This is a genomic window from Dactylosporangium fulvum (genome assembly GCF_025137375.1).
Taxonomy (GTDB): domain Bacteria; phylum Actinomycetota; class Actinomycetes; order Mycobacteriales; family Micromonosporaceae; genus Dactylosporangium; species Dactylosporangium fulvum.
Genome location: NZ_CP073720.1, coordinates 6,446,573 through 6,460,050, shown reverse-complemented (window position 1 = coordinate 6,460,050; position 13,478 = coordinate 6,446,573). Strand labels below are relative to the sequence as shown.

The 13,478-nt window shown below is 72.2% G+C and carries 16 protein-coding genes; 10 read left to right on the top strand and 6 right to left on the bottom strand.

The genetic code is table 11. The annotated features are described in order from the left end of the window. Positions 1-6: 6 nt before the first annotated feature. Positions 7-213 carry a hypothetical protein gene (locus Dfulv_RS29835; protein ID WP_259857040.1) on the top strand — a complete coding sequence of 69 codons (207 nt, stop codon included), beginning with the start codon at positions 7-9 and terminating at the stop codon, positions 211-213. Here the strand turns inward: Dfulv_RS29835 and Dfulv_RS29830 are convergent. Together Dfulv_RS29830 and Dfulv_RS29825 are read right to left on the bottom strand one after the other, a co-directional pair. Further along, entirely contained in the window at positions 182-1,027 is an 846-nt protein-coding gene (locus Dfulv_RS29830; RefSeq protein WP_259857039.1) for a class I SAM-dependent methyltransferase, read from the bottom strand. The two genes, Dfulv_RS29835 and Dfulv_RS29830, sit on opposite strands and share 32 nt — an antisense overlap. Before the next feature lie 134 nt (positions 1,028-1,161). Next, complete coding sequence (locus Dfulv_RS29825) at positions 1,162-1,749, bottom strand: dihydrofolate reductase family protein (protein ID WP_406568036.1); 588 nt, start codon at positions 1,747-1,749, stop codon at positions 1,162-1,164. A gap of 74 nt (positions 1,750-1,823) precedes the next feature. Between Dfulv_RS29825 and Dfulv_RS29820 the strand changes: the two genes are divergently transcribed. Beyond that, a complete protein-coding gene (locus Dfulv_RS29820; RefSeq protein WP_259857035.1) occupies positions 1,824-2,165 on the top strand; it encodes a DNA polymerase ligase N-terminal domain-containing protein in 342 nt (113 codons plus the stop codon). A 4-nt stretch (positions 2,166-2,169) separates the two neighbouring features. Here Dfulv_RS29820 and Dfulv_RS29815 read toward each other — a convergent pair whose 3' ends face one another. Together Dfulv_RS29815 and Dfulv_RS29810 are read right to left on the bottom strand one after the other, a co-directional pair. Further along, positions 2,170-2,718: a hypothetical protein gene (locus Dfulv_RS29815; protein ID WP_259857034.1), complete on the bottom strand. Its 549-nt coding sequence runs from the start codon at positions 2,716-2,718 to the stop codon at positions 2,170-2,172. Positions 2,719-2,787: 69 nt separating this feature from the next. Next, positions 2,788-3,375, bottom strand: a complete 588-nt coding sequence (locus Dfulv_RS29810) for a MarR family winged helix-turn-helix transcriptional regulator (RefSeq protein ID WP_259857032.1) — start codon at positions 3,373-3,375, stop codon at positions 2,788-2,790. Positions 3,376-3,747: 372 nt separating this feature from the next. Between Dfulv_RS29810 and Dfulv_RS29805 the strand changes: the two genes are divergently transcribed. The 4 genes from Dfulv_RS29805 (at position 3,748) to Dfulv_RS29790 (ending at position 7,711) form a co-directional block, all read left to right on the top strand. Beyond that, the gene (locus Dfulv_RS29805) at positions 3,748-4,680 is read left to right on the top strand and encodes an oxidoreductase (RefSeq protein WP_259857031.1); all 933 of its coding nucleotides are present in this window, start codon (positions 3,748-3,750) and stop codon (positions 4,678-4,680) included. Continuing rightward, a complete protein-coding gene (locus tag Dfulv_RS29800; RefSeq protein WP_259857030.1) occupies positions 4,677-5,315 on the top strand; it encodes a PadR family transcriptional regulator in 639 nt (212 codons plus the stop codon). Before Dfulv_RS29805 ends, Dfulv_RS29800 begins: the two co-directional genes overlap by 4 nt. Positions 5,316-5,377: 62 nt before the next feature. Further along, a complete protein-coding gene (locus tag Dfulv_RS29795) occupies positions 5,378-6,565 on the top strand; it encodes an FAD-dependent oxidoreductase (RefSeq protein ID WP_259857029.1) in 1,188 nt (395 codons plus the stop codon). Positions 6,566-6,604: 39 nt separating this feature from the next. Next, positions 6,605-7,711 carry a hypothetical protein gene (locus Dfulv_RS29790; RefSeq protein ID WP_259857028.1) on the top strand — a complete coding sequence of 369 codons (1,107 nt, stop codon included), beginning with the start codon at positions 6,605-6,607 and terminating at the stop codon, positions 7,709-7,711. On the opposite strand, the gene Dfulv_RS29785 is transcribed toward Dfulv_RS29790, so the two are convergent. After that, positions 7,653-8,675: a hypothetical protein gene (locus tag Dfulv_RS29785; RefSeq protein ID WP_259857027.1), complete on the bottom strand. Its 1,023-nt coding sequence runs from the start codon at positions 8,673-8,675 to the stop codon at positions 7,653-7,655. The two genes, Dfulv_RS29790 and Dfulv_RS29785, sit on opposite strands and share 59 nt — an antisense overlap. 72 nt (positions 8,676-8,747) lie before the next feature. On the opposite strand from Dfulv_RS29785, the gene Dfulv_RS29780 reads away from it, so the two are divergent. Together Dfulv_RS29780 and Dfulv_RS29775 are read left to right on the top strand one after the other, a co-directional pair. Beyond that, positions 8,748-9,074, top strand: a complete 327-nt coding sequence (locus tag Dfulv_RS29780) for a PadR family transcriptional regulator (protein ID WP_259868384.1) — start codon at positions 8,748-8,750, stop codon at positions 9,072-9,074. 106 nt (positions 9,075-9,180) lie between these two features. After that, positions 9,181-9,984, top strand: coding sequence for an ABC transporter ATP-binding protein (locus tag Dfulv_RS29775; RefSeq protein ID WP_259857025.1), 804 nt, complete (start codon positions 9,181-9,183; stop codon positions 9,982-9,984). Between the two features lie 3 nt (positions 9,985-9,987). Here the strand turns inward: Dfulv_RS29775 and Dfulv_RS29770 are convergent, their stop codons facing one another. Continuing rightward, the gene (locus Dfulv_RS29770) at positions 9,988-11,031 is read right to left on the bottom strand and encodes a 3-deoxy-7-phosphoheptulonate synthase (RefSeq protein WP_259857024.1); all 1,044 of its coding nucleotides are present in this window, start codon (positions 11,029-11,031) and stop codon (positions 9,988-9,990) included. A 384-nt stretch (positions 11,032-11,415) separates the two neighbouring features. On the opposite strand from Dfulv_RS29770, the gene Dfulv_RS29765 reads away from it, so the two are divergent. Next, on the top strand, positions 11,416-12,273 hold the full coding sequence (locus Dfulv_RS29765; protein WP_259857023.1) for an NAD(P)-dependent oxidoreductase: 858 nt from the start codon (positions 11,416-11,418) through the stop codon (positions 12,271-12,273). Continuing rightward, a complete protein-coding gene (locus Dfulv_RS29760) occupies positions 12,270-13,478 on the top strand; it encodes a serine hydrolase domain-containing protein (protein WP_259857022.1) in 1,209 nt (402 codons plus the stop codon). The genes Dfulv_RS29765 and Dfulv_RS29760 overlap by 4 nt, the downstream gene beginning before the upstream one ends.

The following is a 13,478-nucleotide window of genomic DNA, read 5'->3' as shown; positions in this document are numbered from 1 at the left end:
TGCGACGTGACCTCGGATTATGGCTGCGTTCTCCGGCCGGCCCGCGACCCTTGGGCGTGGTACGTCCCGTCGCGGGTCTTCGTCCCGTCGCGGGTCCTCGTCGCCGGTGTCGGCGCGATCGGCTGGCCGGCCGCGCTGCTCGGCGTGCAGCGTGGCCTCGGCGTCCACGCGCTCGACCGCGTCACCTCCTCTTCCGCACCGTTCCGCGGGTGATCACTGAGACGTTGGACGGCTGGAGCGCGTCGGTCCTGGTGCCGAGCACGTCCTGCTGCGTCGTGTGCTCGACCGTCATCGGCGCGAGCAGCTGCCGCGTGTCGCCGGGCGACAGGAACGTCAGCCACGGCTCGCCGTGCTCGGCGTTGACCGGCCCGACCGCGTCGACATACGCCTGCGCGGCGGCGTCGCGCAACTCCGCCGGCAGCATGTGGTCGAAGACCACCTCGCTGCCGTCGGCGAGTCCGTTGAGCACCCCGACGGTGTGCTCAACGGCCTCCCTGGTCAGATACATCGTCACTCCCAGCCAGCTCACCACGGCGGGCTGCCCGACGTCGAAGCCGTGCTCGACCAGCCGCTCGATCAGGTCGTCGCGCTCGAAGTCGACCGGCACGTAGATCGCGCGCTTCTCGATGCCCGCCTTGCGCAGGCTCGCCCGCTTCGACTCCTGCGTCGCCGGCTGGTCGACCTCGAACACGGTCGGCGCCGCCGTCCCGGCGCTGTCGGCCGCGTCCGCGCCGCCGAGGTCAGCGCGATATGCGAACGTGTCCAGGCCCGCGCCGAGCACCACGTATTGCCGGTGGCCCGACGCTCGCAGGACATCCTCCGCGTATCGGCTGCGGCACACCACCTGCGCCCGGGCACCCGCCAACACCGGGTGTCCGCCGTGCACACGGTGGTATTGCAGCAACTCCTCAGCCTGATCCCCGAGCAGTTTGACCGCCAAGGGGTCCGAGAAGACGTGCGGCGCTTCGTCGACGATCAGGTGGGCGGCACGCGCAGCGGCGGCCATCAGTGCGGTTCGGCTTGTCATGCCGGCAACGCTAGGTCGACTATTCGGACATCATATCACAAAGGTCTATATTTATCCAGCGCTGGTCGGGTTTGGTTGACCGACCGTATGAACGATGTCGTGCGTGGCATGTGATCTCCCCGTGGGTTGTATCGTCAACCGGCCGACCTGACCGGGCAATAGAGGTGGGTGACGCCGGTCCCGGCGATGATGCGGGGGTCTCCCAACTCGACCGGTGTGCTCTTGAGGTTGGCGAACCACGGAATGCCTTCGCCGAGCAGGACCGGAACGAGCGCCACGCGGATCTCGTCGAGCAGGCCCAGGTCGAGACACTGCTGGGCGACGGTGGTGCCCCCGATGCCCACCCATTTTCGATCCCCTGCGATTGCCTTCGCAACCTCGATCGCGCGTCCGACACCCTCCGTGACGAACGTGAACGGAGCGTCATCGTGGGGCCAGTCATCCGGTACCGTATGCGTCACCACGATCACGGGGACACCCATCGGATGCCTGCCGCTCCAGCCGTCGGTCAGGTCGAACAGCCGCCGCCCGACGACCAGCGCGCCCAGATGCTCGAACGCCTCGCGCAGGTGCGGGGCGCTCGCCTCGGACACCTGAAACGTGAGCCGGTCGGCCTTGGACGGGATGGCGACGGGCCCGTTGAAGTACCACCCGAACAGGTGCTCCACACCGTCGTGCGGGTCGGCGACGAAGCCGTCGAGGGACATCGTCATGTCGGCGATCACCTTGGTCATCACTGGGCTCCCTTCGTGGTGGTCGCCTGGTGTAACGCCCCCGGCGGGGCAGACTCATCGGTGTGCGCCCAGCTTTTGTGCTCCACGAGCACCGCCGTCCCACGCGCCACTTCGACCTGCGGCTGGAGGAGAACGGTGTGCTGCGGTCATGGGCGGTGCCGCGCGGCCTGCCGGACGATCCGGCCCGCAACCGGCTCGCCGTCGCGGTCGCGGACCATGCACTCGAGCACCTGCGCTACGAGGACGAGGACAAGTCGATCGCCGACATCGGGTGGTGGGAGGAGCACGACCGGACCCCGAAACGGATCGTCTTCACGTTGCACGGCAGGGGAGCGCCGCGACGGTACGCGTTGATCGACACCGGCGGCGACTGGCTCCTCCACCTGATGAAGGAACAGCCCTGACGCCCTACTGATACGTGCGTCGACCCGGTCTCGCGGCCTCCTGGAGCAGTGCCAGGCGGACCGCGCCGGCGACCACGACGGCCAGCGAGACGCGCCACACCACCACGCCGAACTCGACCGACGTGATGTGGCCGCCCCCGAAGCGCCCCTGCACGCCGGCGAGCCCGGGGAAGCTCGCGGTCAGCAGGAGCAGCGCGATGCCGGCCGTCGCCGGCGCGAGCCAGATCCGCCGCGGCCGCTCGAACGTCGCCCATGCGGTCCCGGCCACGAGGACCGTGCCCGTGACGATGACCATCGCGACCAGCAGGGTGACCGGCCGGTGACCGTCGAGCCGGCTGGCGGCGTGGATGCCCCACCCGGTCCACTCCTCACCGCCGCGGGCGAGCAGCGCCTCGTATGTCACCGGGGACGCGTCGGACCGCACCGTGATCGTGTTGTCCTCGCTGGCCCACGGCAACGCCAGCGCCAGCAGCGCGGCGATGCCCCCGACGAGGGCCACGACCCGGGCGCCGAGGCCGGCTGGGGTGGGTCCGGCGTCCTTCGGTGCGGTCATGCCCGTAGACCGTAGTGGACATCACACGGGGGTCGGTGGTCGGGTTTTCGACCCGCCGGTAACAGCCGATCACCGGCCGAAGGCCGGGGGTCTTCGTTGCGCGCCTGCGCCGGGCCGCCGGCCGCGCGTGGTCGTCCGGGCCGCGTCGTCCTCGGCGCCCTTGTCGGATTGCTTCTTGCGGTGTCCGCCCGTCTGCCGGTAGCCGGGGTGCACGCCCGGCGTCAGCCCCTGCTGGTCGGCGATGCGCTGCAGCAGCCCGGCGAGCTGCGACCGCTCGTCGGGGTCGAGCGCGGCGCAGATGTCGTCGTCGTGCGCGGCGGCGATCGACCGCATCTCCGTCATCACCTGCTCGCCGTCGACGGTGAGGTGCAGTGCATGGTGCCGGCGGTCGGTCTCGCCCGGCCGGCGCTCGACGAGTCCTTTGTGGTCGAGGTTGTCCACCAGTGCGACGACCCGGCTCGGCACGACCCCGAGGTCCACGGCGACCGACTGCTGACTGCGCCCGGGCCGGCCGGCGATCATGCGCAACAGGCCCACCTCGGGCGGGGTCAGCCCGAGTGCCTGCACCCGCTGGGAGAACCGCTCGGTCGCGTGCGCGCCGAGCTGGGCCAGCAGGAACGCCGTCCCCCTCGGGACGGCTTGCCGACGTGACGTCATGTGGCTATGGTACATCCCGATGAACGATTCACCTGACTGAACTATTCTGCTCAAAGAAGGGAGTGCGCGGATGCGGGCGGAGGTGCTCGACGAGCTGGCGAGCTGAGACCCTGAGATCATCCCGTGGGGGAGTTTCCCCGATGTGCAACCCGATGCGCTGCGGGCAGTCTGAGGTCACGGGGCCAACGACGGGGGGACGGCGGCGTAAGGGGGCACGGGGGGCGCCGCCGTCGTCGGGGGCCGTGTGCCATCAGGCAGGTCGACCCGCAAGGGATCGGCGCGGGACTCGCGGAGGAGCCCCGATGGACCTGCGACCGGAGCGCCGCATGGCGTCGCGGTGAGCCGGTGGGCGCGCGCCGTAGGCTGGCCACTGTGAAGACCTTCCCACTGGGCAAGCGCGCCGTGCACCGGGTCGGGTTCGGGGCCATGCAGCTGCCGGGCCGGGGTGCGTTCGGGCCACCACGCGATCGGGCCGAGGCCCTCGCCGTGGTGCGGCGGGCCGTGGAGCTGGGTGTCGACCACGTCGACACCGCCCAGTACTACGGGCCGGCCGTCGCCAACGAGGTGTTGCGCAGTGCGTTGTACCCGTATCCCGAGCAGTTGGTGCTGGTCACCAAGGTCGGGGCGGCCAGGGACGAGCAAGGGGCGTGGATTCCGGCCCAGCGGCCCGAGCAGCTGCGGCAAGGCGTGCTCGACAACCTTCGGGCGCTCAAGGTCGACCGGCTCGACGTGGTCAACCTGCGGCTCGCCCAGAAGGGCGGAGCCGCGGCGTTGCTCGACGAGCAGCTCGACGCCATGGTGGCCATGCGGGACGAAGGGCTCATCGCTGATATCGGGCTCAGCAACGTCGACCTCGACCAGTTGCGCCGCGCGCTCGAGCGGACCGAGATCGTGTGTGTGCAGAACCCCTACAACCTTGTCGACCGGGGTTCGGCGGCGGTGCTGCACGAGTGCACCGGGCGGGGGATCGCCTTCGTGCCGTTCTTCCCGCTGGGTGCCTCGTTCGGGCGGGCGCGGGTCCTCGGCCACCCGAAGGTGAAGGCGGTCGCCGAGCGGCTCGACGTCACCCCGGCGCAGGTCGCCCTCGCCTGGCTGCTCGCCACCGCGCCAAACACGCTGCTCATCCCGGGCACCGCGTCGCTGGAGCACCTCGAGGAGAACATGGGGGCCGGGCACATCCGGCTCGACGACGAGGCCCTGGCCGTCCTGGACGGTCTGGCCACGGACGGAGCCGAAGCGGCGCGCGCGACCCGAGCAGGCGTGGCCGAGGACGGGGACGCCGAGGACGGAGACGGCGACGCATGAAAAAGCGCAAGGTCGCCAACCTGCTCGCTCTCGCGGTGCTCGCCTACCTGAGCCGTGCGGCCATGCACCCGTATGAGTTGAGCAAGCTGCTGCGCACCAACGGCGACGCGCGCAGCATCAAGTTCACCCACGGCTCGCTGTACATGGTGGTCCAGCAGCTGACGAAGGCCGGTTTTGTCGCCGAGCAGGAGACCAGCCGGGAAGGGCAGCGGCCGGAACGCACCGTGTTCGGCATCACCGACGCCGGGCGGGCGGAGCTCCACGACTGGCTGCGTGAGCTCGTCCAGCAGCCGCAGCACGAGTACCCGGCGTTCGTCTCCGCGCTGTCGCTGATCGGCGCGCTCACCCCCGACGAGGTGGTCACGCTCCTGCGGGACCGGCTGACCCGGCTGGACGAGCAGCGCGCCGAGGCACGGCAGGCCATCGAGCGCGCCGAGGCCGAGGGCGTCCACCCGATGTTTCTGATCGAGGAGGCGTACCGGCTGAGGCTGCTCGACGCCGAATCCGCGTTCGTGGCCGAGTTCATCGCCCGTATCACCGACCCGCAGGAGGGATGGGGCCCGATGTGGGCGGCGTTCCACGGGACGGAGTTCAAGGCCGGAGCCGAGCTCAGCGGAGACCTCACGACTGAATAGTTGACATTGACTAGTCGTAGTCGGATAGTTGGAATCAACCAACTGCGACGGCGGGAGCGGTCATGTCCGGAGCCAGCACGGCCGTAGTCATCGGCGGCGGCATCGCGGGGCCCGTGGCGGCCATGGCGCTGCAGCGGGCCGGCATCGAAGCCACGGTCTTCGAGGCGTACGACGCCCGGGCCGACGGCGTCGGCGGGGCGCTCAGCATCGCGCCGAACGGCCGTACCGCGCTCGCGGCCATCGACGCAGACCACGTCATCGAGCGTGTGGGCACCCCCATGGCCGCGATGGTCATGCAGAGCTGGACGGGCAAACGGCTCGCCGAGCTCGGCACCCCCGCGCACCTCCCGCCGATGCGGCTCGTCTGGCGCGCCGAGTTGTACCGCGGGCTGTACGACGAGGTCGCGCGGCGCGGCATCCGCATCGAGCACGGCAAGCGCCTGACGGCCGTCGACGGCAACGAGGCCCGGTTCGCCGACGGCAGCAGCGCCACCGCCGACGTGATCATCGGCGCCGACGGCATCCGCTCAACCGTGCGCCGCATCATCGACCCCGCCGCACCGGCACCCCGCTACACCGGCCTGCTCGGCTTCGGCGCCCGCACCGGCGGCGCCGGCCTCGCCGCGACCGGCGACAAGATGCACATGGTCTTCGGCAAGCGGGCCTTTTTCGGCTACCAGATCACCCCGGCCGAGGCCGGCTGGTTCGCCAATCTCCCGCACCGCGAGCCGATGAGCGCCGCCGAGGTGCGGGCGATCGGCGCGGAGGCCTGGCTGGAGCGCCTGGCCGACGTGTTCCGCGACGACCGCTGCCCGGCCGTGGCCCTCATCCGCCGTACCAGCCCGGAAGATCTTGTCATCACCGGCGCGATGGAGGACATCCCGTCCGTGCCGACCTGGCACCGCGGCCCGGTCGTGCTGATCGGCGACGCCGCGCACCCGACCAGCCCCAGCTCGGGGCAGGGCGCGTCGCTGGCGATCGAGAGCGCCGTGCAGCTCGCCCGCTGCCTGCGCGACCTGCCCCGCGACGAGGCGTTCGCGGCATACGAGCGGCTGCGCCGCGAGCGCGTCGAGCGGATCATCCGCATGGCCGAGCGCACCAACAGCGACAAGGCCGCCGGCCCGGTCGCCCGGGTGCTGCGCGACCTCTTGATGCCGGTCGCCATGCGCCTGCTCGCCAACTCGGAGAAGTGGGCCTGGCAGTTCGACCACCCCATCGACTGGAACAGCCCGGTGCGTCCTGTCGCCTAGGCGACCTGACGCAGCGTGTGACGTTGCTACGTTCCGTACATGCGGCTGGCGACGTTCAACGTGGAGAACCTCTTCGCCCGGGCCAAGGCGATGGACACCACCGTGCACGCGGAGGGGCAGCCCGCGCTCTCCGCCTTCGAGACCTTCAACCGGATCGCCGCGCACGCGACGTACACGGACGAGGACAAGGCGACCATGCTCGACGCCCTGCAGACGCTCGGTGTGCTGGTCCAGACCCGTGCCGGGCGCCGGCTCAACAAGGACCAGTTCGACACCGCCTGGGCGCTGCTGCGCGAGAACCGCGGCGACTTCCTCGTGGCGCCGGCGGACCGGGAGCCGCGCATCGTCGCGTCGGGGCGCGGCGACTGGACCGGCTGGGTGGAGCTGACCGTCGAACCCGTCGACGAGACGTCGACCCGGATGACCGCCAAGGTGATCAACGAGGTGGCCGCCGACGTGCTGTGCCTCGTCGAGGCCGAGAACCGGCCGTCGCTCGTGCGGTTCAACGAGGAACTGCTCGGCGGGCGGTACGGCCACGCGATGCTCGTCGACGGCAACGACCCGCGCGGCATCGACGTCGGCCTGCTCTGCGCCGACGGGATCGACGTCGACTGGGTGCGCAGCCACGTTGACGTGCCCGATCCGCAGCGCCCCGGCAAGCGGCTGTTCAGCCGCGACTGCCCGCTCTACAAGCTGCGCCTCCCCGGCGGCGCCGACCTGTACCTGCTGATCAACCACCTCAAGAGCCAGTCCGATGCTGGAGGCGCTGCTCGGCGCCGGCACCCCGCTGGTCGACGCCTACGGCCTCGACGCGTTCGCCGGCCTCTTCGACCCGAAGGACCAGCGTCGCGAGCGCCCCGGCACGTTCCAGTCGTGCGCCCTGGCCAACCGGCTCGACTACATCCTGCTGTCACCGGAACTCGCAGCGCGGGTCACCGCGGGCGGCGTCTTCCGCAAGGGCCTGTGGGGCAACCCGGAGAACAGGAACCCTCCGAAACACTGGGAGGTGTACGGCGAGATCGACGCCGGTCGTCACGCCGCCAGCGACCACGCCGCCGTCTGGATCGACGTCGACCTCTGACCGTGCTCAGCGGGCGGCCCGCGCGGCGACGGCCGTCGCCACCACGGCCGCCGCCAGGCCGGTGACGGTCGGCACCGGGTCCCAGGCATAGGCACCCCACGGCGGGTTGTACGTCTCGCCGAGGGTGATCAGCCGGTACAGCAGGAAATAGGTGTGCGCGGTCGGTCCGATGAGCGCACCCAGGCCGAGGGCCGCGAGCAGGCCGAGGATCAGCGGCCGCAGTGGCGGGCTCCAGCGGAACCGGATCGTGCTGCTGCCGTCGCCGAGTGCGAACGCCAGGCGCCGCCCGGCGGATGCGCGCCGGGCGCGGCGCCACACCCAGCCGACCAGCAGCCAGCCGCCGGTCGCGCCGGCGATCCAGCCCGCGGCGGTGGCGAACGGCACCGCCGTCGGGTCGACGGCCGCAAGACCGACGCCGACGCTGGCCGGCGCACCGAACACGGTGAGCTCGATGCCCTCGCGCTCGGCGACAAGCCGGTTTCCGTCGCTGCCGACCATCCGCCAGCCGTGCGCCGCCAGTCGCTGCCGCGCGGCCTCCGCCGACCAGCGGCTGTCATCGGGTGACCGCGTGCCCTGCACGTTCGCCAGCCGCCGGCGGGCCGCTTCCATCATCGACCCGTCGTCGAGGGGCGTCTGCGTGGACAGGGAGGGCTGCCGCGACAGCAGGGAGTCCTCGCGCTGGAAATCCGCACGGTACGGCTCGCCGGTCACCATCGCCACGATGTCGCGGGCCGCGGCGTCGGACGGAAGCGGGGCCGCGGTCTGCCGGGCGAGCCAGCCGCCGAGCGCGCTGCCGAGGCCGCCGCCGATGAGCACGGCGAGGACGGCGACGGCCAGCGGCGCCCATCCGAGCGGCAACCGGAACCGTTGCCGCAGGCCGCCTCCGAGCAGGTCGAGCACCTCGCCGCGGGTCGGCCTGCGCCGGTCCGGCGGCGCGGCGTCGAGCAGCATCGTGAGGATCTCGTCCCGGTGGGCCGCGGGATAAGCGCGCAGCAGTCGCCGGTATCGCCGCTCAAGGTCCGCCTGCACGCCATGACCCTACATCCGTCGCTATACCTCGTCAACCGTACTATGACCGTGTAGGCTGGTGTCGTGGCGGCATTGCAGGAACCGACGTTTCTCATCCTCACGGCGCTCGCGCAGGGGCCGCTGCACGGCTACGGCGTGCAGCAGGAGGTGGCGGCGCTCTCCGGCGGACAGGTGAAGCTCGGCGCCGGCACGCTCTACGGCGCGCTGGACCGGCTCGCCGAGCAGCGGCTCATCGAGGTCGAGCGGGAGGAAGCCGTCGACGGGCGGCTCCGGCGCTACTACCGGCTGACCGACGACGGCGCGGGCCGGCTGGCCGCGGAGGTCGATCGGCTGCGCCGCAACGCGGCCGCCGCGGCGGCCCGCCTGCGCCGCCGTGCGACCGCGCTGGGCGCCACGTGAAGCGGGACGGCGGGACGGCTCGGCCGCACGACCTCGTGATCCGGCATCCGGGACAGCACCGTCGCGGTGGGCACCCTGCGGGAGCGCGGCTGTAGGCTGCGGCTCCGTGACGGTGTTGGAACTGCAGGACGTGACCTTCCGCCGCGGCGACAAGGAGATCCTTCACGGGATCTCGTTCGCCGTCGGCGCCGGCGAGCACTGGGCGCTGCTCGGTCCCAACGGGGCGGGCAAGAGCACCGTCCTCGGTTTCTGCGGCGCCGTCACGCACCCCACGTCGGGCACCGTGCGGGTCCTGGGCGAGCAACTCGGCCGCGTCGAGCTCCAGGCACTCCGCCGCATGATCGGCCACGTCAACCCGCGGCATCCGCTGCGGTCGCCGTTGACGGTCCGCGAAGTGGTCCTGACCGGCATCACGGGCACCGTCGACACGCCGCCGCGCTGGCGGCCCCGGCCCGATCAGCTCGGCAAGGCCGACGCGCTCATCAACACCCTGGGGTTGCGGGGGAAGGGCGACGAGCGCTGGCCGACCCTCTCCCAGGGGGAGCGGGGCCGCGCGCTCATCGCCCGGGCGCTCGTCAACGACCCGCGGCTCCTGCTGCTCGACGAACCGTCCACCGGACTGGACGTCGCCGCACGGGAGCAGCTCCTCGAGACCATCGACCTGCTCGACGAGACCCACCCCGGCACCACCTCGATCCTGGTCACCCACCACCTCGAGGAGCTGCCCGCCACGACCACCCACACGCTGCTGCTGGCGGAGGGCCGGGTCGTGGCCGCAGGACCGGTCCGGTCGACCCTGACGACGGCGAACGTCTCCACCGCGTTCGGCCACCCCATCACCGTCCACGAGCACGACGGGCGATGGGCCGCTCGCGCGGCCCGCACCCGTCGGGAGCTCGTGACGTACTGAAGGCTATGACCGGCGTGCCCGCACCGCCGCGGCCAGCTCGCCGAGCAGCGTCTCCGTGGTGTCCCAGGACATGCAGGCGTCGGTGACGCTCTGGCCGTAGGTGAGCGGGCCGCCGAGGTCCTGCCGGCCAGCCTCCAGGAAGCTCTCCAGCATGATGCCGGCGATGCCGTCCTGCCCGTCGGCGATCTGCTCGGCGACCTCCCGCGCGACGGCGGCCTGCCGGACGTGGTCCTTGCCGCTGTTGCCGTGGCTCGCGTCGACGATCAGCCGCTGCGGCATCGCGGCCTTCTCCAGACGGGCCAGCGCGTCCCGGATGTCCGAAGCGCCGTAGTTCGGGCCCGAACGGGCACCGCGCAGGATGATGTGGCAGTCCGGGTTGCCGGTCGTCGACACCACCGCGGCGCGGCCGTCCTCGTCGATGCCGAAGAACACGTGCCGGCTGGCGGCGGTGCGGCAGCCGTCGATCGCGACCTGGACGTCGCCGTCGGTGCCGTTCTTGAACCCGACCGGCATCGACAGCCCGGACGCGAGCTGCCGGTGCACCTGGCTCTCCGGCGTGCGCGCGCCGATGGCGCCCCAGGAGACGGCGTCGGCGATGTACTGCGGGCTCGTCGGCTCCAGGAACTCGCAGCCCACCGGCAGGCCCAGCCCGAGCACGTCGAGCAGCAGCCGCCGGGCGAGCCGCAGCCCGGTCGGCACGTCGAACGTCTCGTCCAGCCCCGGGTCGTTGATGAGGCCCTTCCAGCCGACGGTGGTGCGCGGCTTCTCGAAGTACACCCGCATCACGACACACAGGTCGGCGCGGTGTTCCCGGGCGGCGACGGCGAGCCGGCGGGCGTAGTCGACGGCGGCCACGGGATCGTGGACCGAACACGGCCCGACCACCACGAGGAGCCGGTCGTCCTGCCCGGTGACGATCCGGTGCGCCTCGTCACGTGATCGGCGCACCACGTCGGCGCGTGTGTCGTCCATCGGCAGCTCGGCGTTGAGCTCGCGCGGCGTGACCAGGGGCTGGTAGCCGGTGACCCGCAGGTTGCTGGTGTTCATTGCCCGTCCTTCTCCAGGTGGCGGCGGGCTCATCGGACGACCAGCCCGCCGCGTTGACACGACGAAGGGCAGAGACCGACGTCTCTGCCCTTGCTGGCTCCGGGTGACTTTGGTCAGCGCAAACGACCGCCGGCTCCACCCGGAGCCACGGTAAAGCGCCGATAATCCAGAATCACGAGGGAATAGTACCGCATGTGCCCGCCCCGCCAACGTGACGTAGCCGACGATCCTCGGCGCCGCTGCTGGAGACGGCACCGGGCAGCTTCGGCTCGCGCGTCCCGGTTGGTCGCAGGACGGCCCGCGGTGCGACGATCGGAGGTGGAATTCGCACTTCCCGCCCGGGCCGGTCGACGCCTGCGGCGCGTGACATCAGGGGGCGGCAGGATGACACTGGCGTTGCTGGGAACCGGGATCATGGGCGCGGCGATGGCGCGGAACTGGCTGAAGGCCGGCCAGGACGTGCGGGTGTGGAACCGCACCCGGCCCTCGGCGGAGGCGCTGGCCGGTGCCGGCGCGGTGGTCGCCGACTCGCCCGCGGCCGCGGTGGAGGGCGCCGACGTCGTGGTCACCATGCTGTTCGACGCGCCGGTCGTCGAGTCGGTGATGACGGACGCGGCGCCGGGCCTGCAGCCGGGCACGCTGTGGCTGCAGACGAGCACCGTCGGGGCCGACGGCGCCGACGCGCTGGGGGAGCTGGCGGCGCGGCTCGGCCTGGTCTACGTCGACGCGCCGGTGCTCGGCACCCGCGGCCCGGCGGAACAGGGCCGGCTCACGGTGCTCGCCTCCGGCCCGACCGAGGTGCGCGAGCGGGTCGAGGCGCTCGTCGGGCCGATCTCGGCGAAGGTCACCTGGCTGGGTGAGGCCGGCGCGGCCAGCCGCACCAAGCTCGTCGTCAACAGCTGGGTGGTGACCAGCGTCGCGGCGGCTGCGCAGAGCGTCGCGCTCGCCGACGCGCTCGGCATCGACCCGAAGGTGTTCCTGTCCCTGATCCAGGGCGGCACGCTCGACATGGGTTATGTCCACCTCAAGGCGCCGCTCATGATCGACCGGTCGTATCCGGTGGCGTTCCCGGCGGACGGCGCCGCGAAGGACGCGAAGCTGGTCGGCGAGCTGGCCGCCGGGGCGGGCGTGGACTCGTCGGTCATCGACACGGCACGGGCGCTGCTGGACACGGCCGTGTCGCGCGGGTTCGCCGAGGCCGACCTGGCCGCGCTGTACGAGGCCGTGCGCGCGCCCCGGTGAGGCGGCGGTCCCTGCTCGGGCTGGCCGGGTTCGGCGCGCTGCTGACGGCGTGCCGGGCGCCGGCGCCCGCACCCGTCCGGGCCGCCACCACCCCGTCGGCGGCAAACGCCTGGACCCTCCCGGTGTCGCCGCCCGTGCCGTGGGCGACACCGCCCGCCGGCCGCTCCGCCGACGCGCTGCGGTCGGTCCTGACGCGCTACCTGCAACCGTCGCCGGTGCACCCGCTGTTTCCCGGCGCCGTGGTGTTCGCCGCCGTCGACGGCCGGGTCGTCGCGCACTTCGCGGTCGGCGAGGCGGTCCGGTACGGCGCGGACCAGGCGGTCCTGCCGCCGGAGGAGCGGGTCGCCGCCGAGCCGGGCACGATCTACGATCTGGCCTCGCTCACGAAGGTGTTCACGGCGATCCTGGCGCTGCGTCTCGTCGAGCGCGGCCGGCTCGACCTCGACGCGCCGGTCGTGCGGCACCTGCCGGCCTTCGCGGACAAGCCGGGGATCACGGTGCGGATGCTGCTGACCCACACGTCGGGCCTGTCGAAGGACACCCCGCTGGCCGGCGCGACCCCGGCCGAGCGCCTCGAGCACGTGCTGCGTGCGGCGCCGGTCGCCCCGCCGGACACCGGTTTCCTGTACGCGGACCAGAACTTCATCGCTCTCGGCGCGCTCGTCGCCCAACTGTCCGGCGCACCGCTCGACGTGCTGGTCCGCACGCAGATCGCCGCGCCACTGGGCATGGCGGACACGGGGTTCGTGCCGCCGCCGGCCCTGCTGCCGCGGATCGCGGCGACGGAGGGCGCGCTGCGCGGCACGGTCCACGACCCGTCGGCGGCCGCCTTCGGCGGCGTCGCGGGCCACGCCGGGCTCTTCTCGACCGCGGCCGATCTGGCACTGCTCGGCCGGACGCTGCTGTCCGGCGGCGGCCCGCTGCTCAAGCCCTCCACAGTGGACATCATGCGGACGGACCACAACACCCGCTTCGGCCCGGGCGCGGCGCACGGTCTCGGCGTCGACCTCGACCAGGCGTGGTACATGGGCCGGCTCGCCGGGCGCGGCGCCTTCGGCCACACCGGCTTCACCGGCACGTCGATGGTGCTGGACCCGCGCCGGCGGGTGGTGCTGATCCTGCTGACGAACCGGGTCCACCCGACGGCCGCCTGGGGCAGCGGCAACCCGGCCCGCAAGGCGGTGGCCGACGTCCTGGCGGGCTGA

Coding starts and splice junctions, on each gene's coding strand:
- Dfulv_RS29830 (WP_259857039.1), bottom strand. CDS start 1,027: ATGACAAGCCGAACCGCACTGATGGCCGCCGCTGCGCGTGCCGCCCAC.
- Dfulv_RS29815 (WP_259857034.1), bottom strand. CDS start 2,718: ATGACCGCACCGAAGGACGCCGGACCCACCCCAGCCGGCCTCGGCGCC.
- Dfulv_RS29810 (WP_259857032.1), bottom strand. CDS start 3,375: ATGACGTCACGTCGGCAAGCCGTCCCGAGGGGGACGGCGTTCCTGCTG.
- Dfulv_RS29800 (WP_259857030.1), top strand. CDS start 4,677: ATGAAAAAGCGCAAGGTCGCCAACCTGCTCGCTCTCGCGGTGCTCGCC.
- Dfulv_RS29795 (WP_259857029.1), top strand. CDS start 5,378: ATGTCCGGAGCCAGCACGGCCGTAGTCATCGGCGGCGGCATCGCGGGG.
- Dfulv_RS29790 (WP_259857028.1), top strand. CDS start 6,605: ATGCGGCTGGCGACGTTCAACGTGGAGAACCTCTTCGCCCGGGCCAAG.
- Dfulv_RS29770 (WP_259857024.1), bottom strand. CDS start 11,031: ATGAACACCAGCAACCTGCGGGTCACCGGCTACCAGCCCCTGGTCACG.
- Dfulv_RS29765 (WP_259857023.1), top strand. CDS start 11,416: ATGACACTGGCGTTGCTGGGAACCGGGATCATGGGCGCGGCGATGGCG.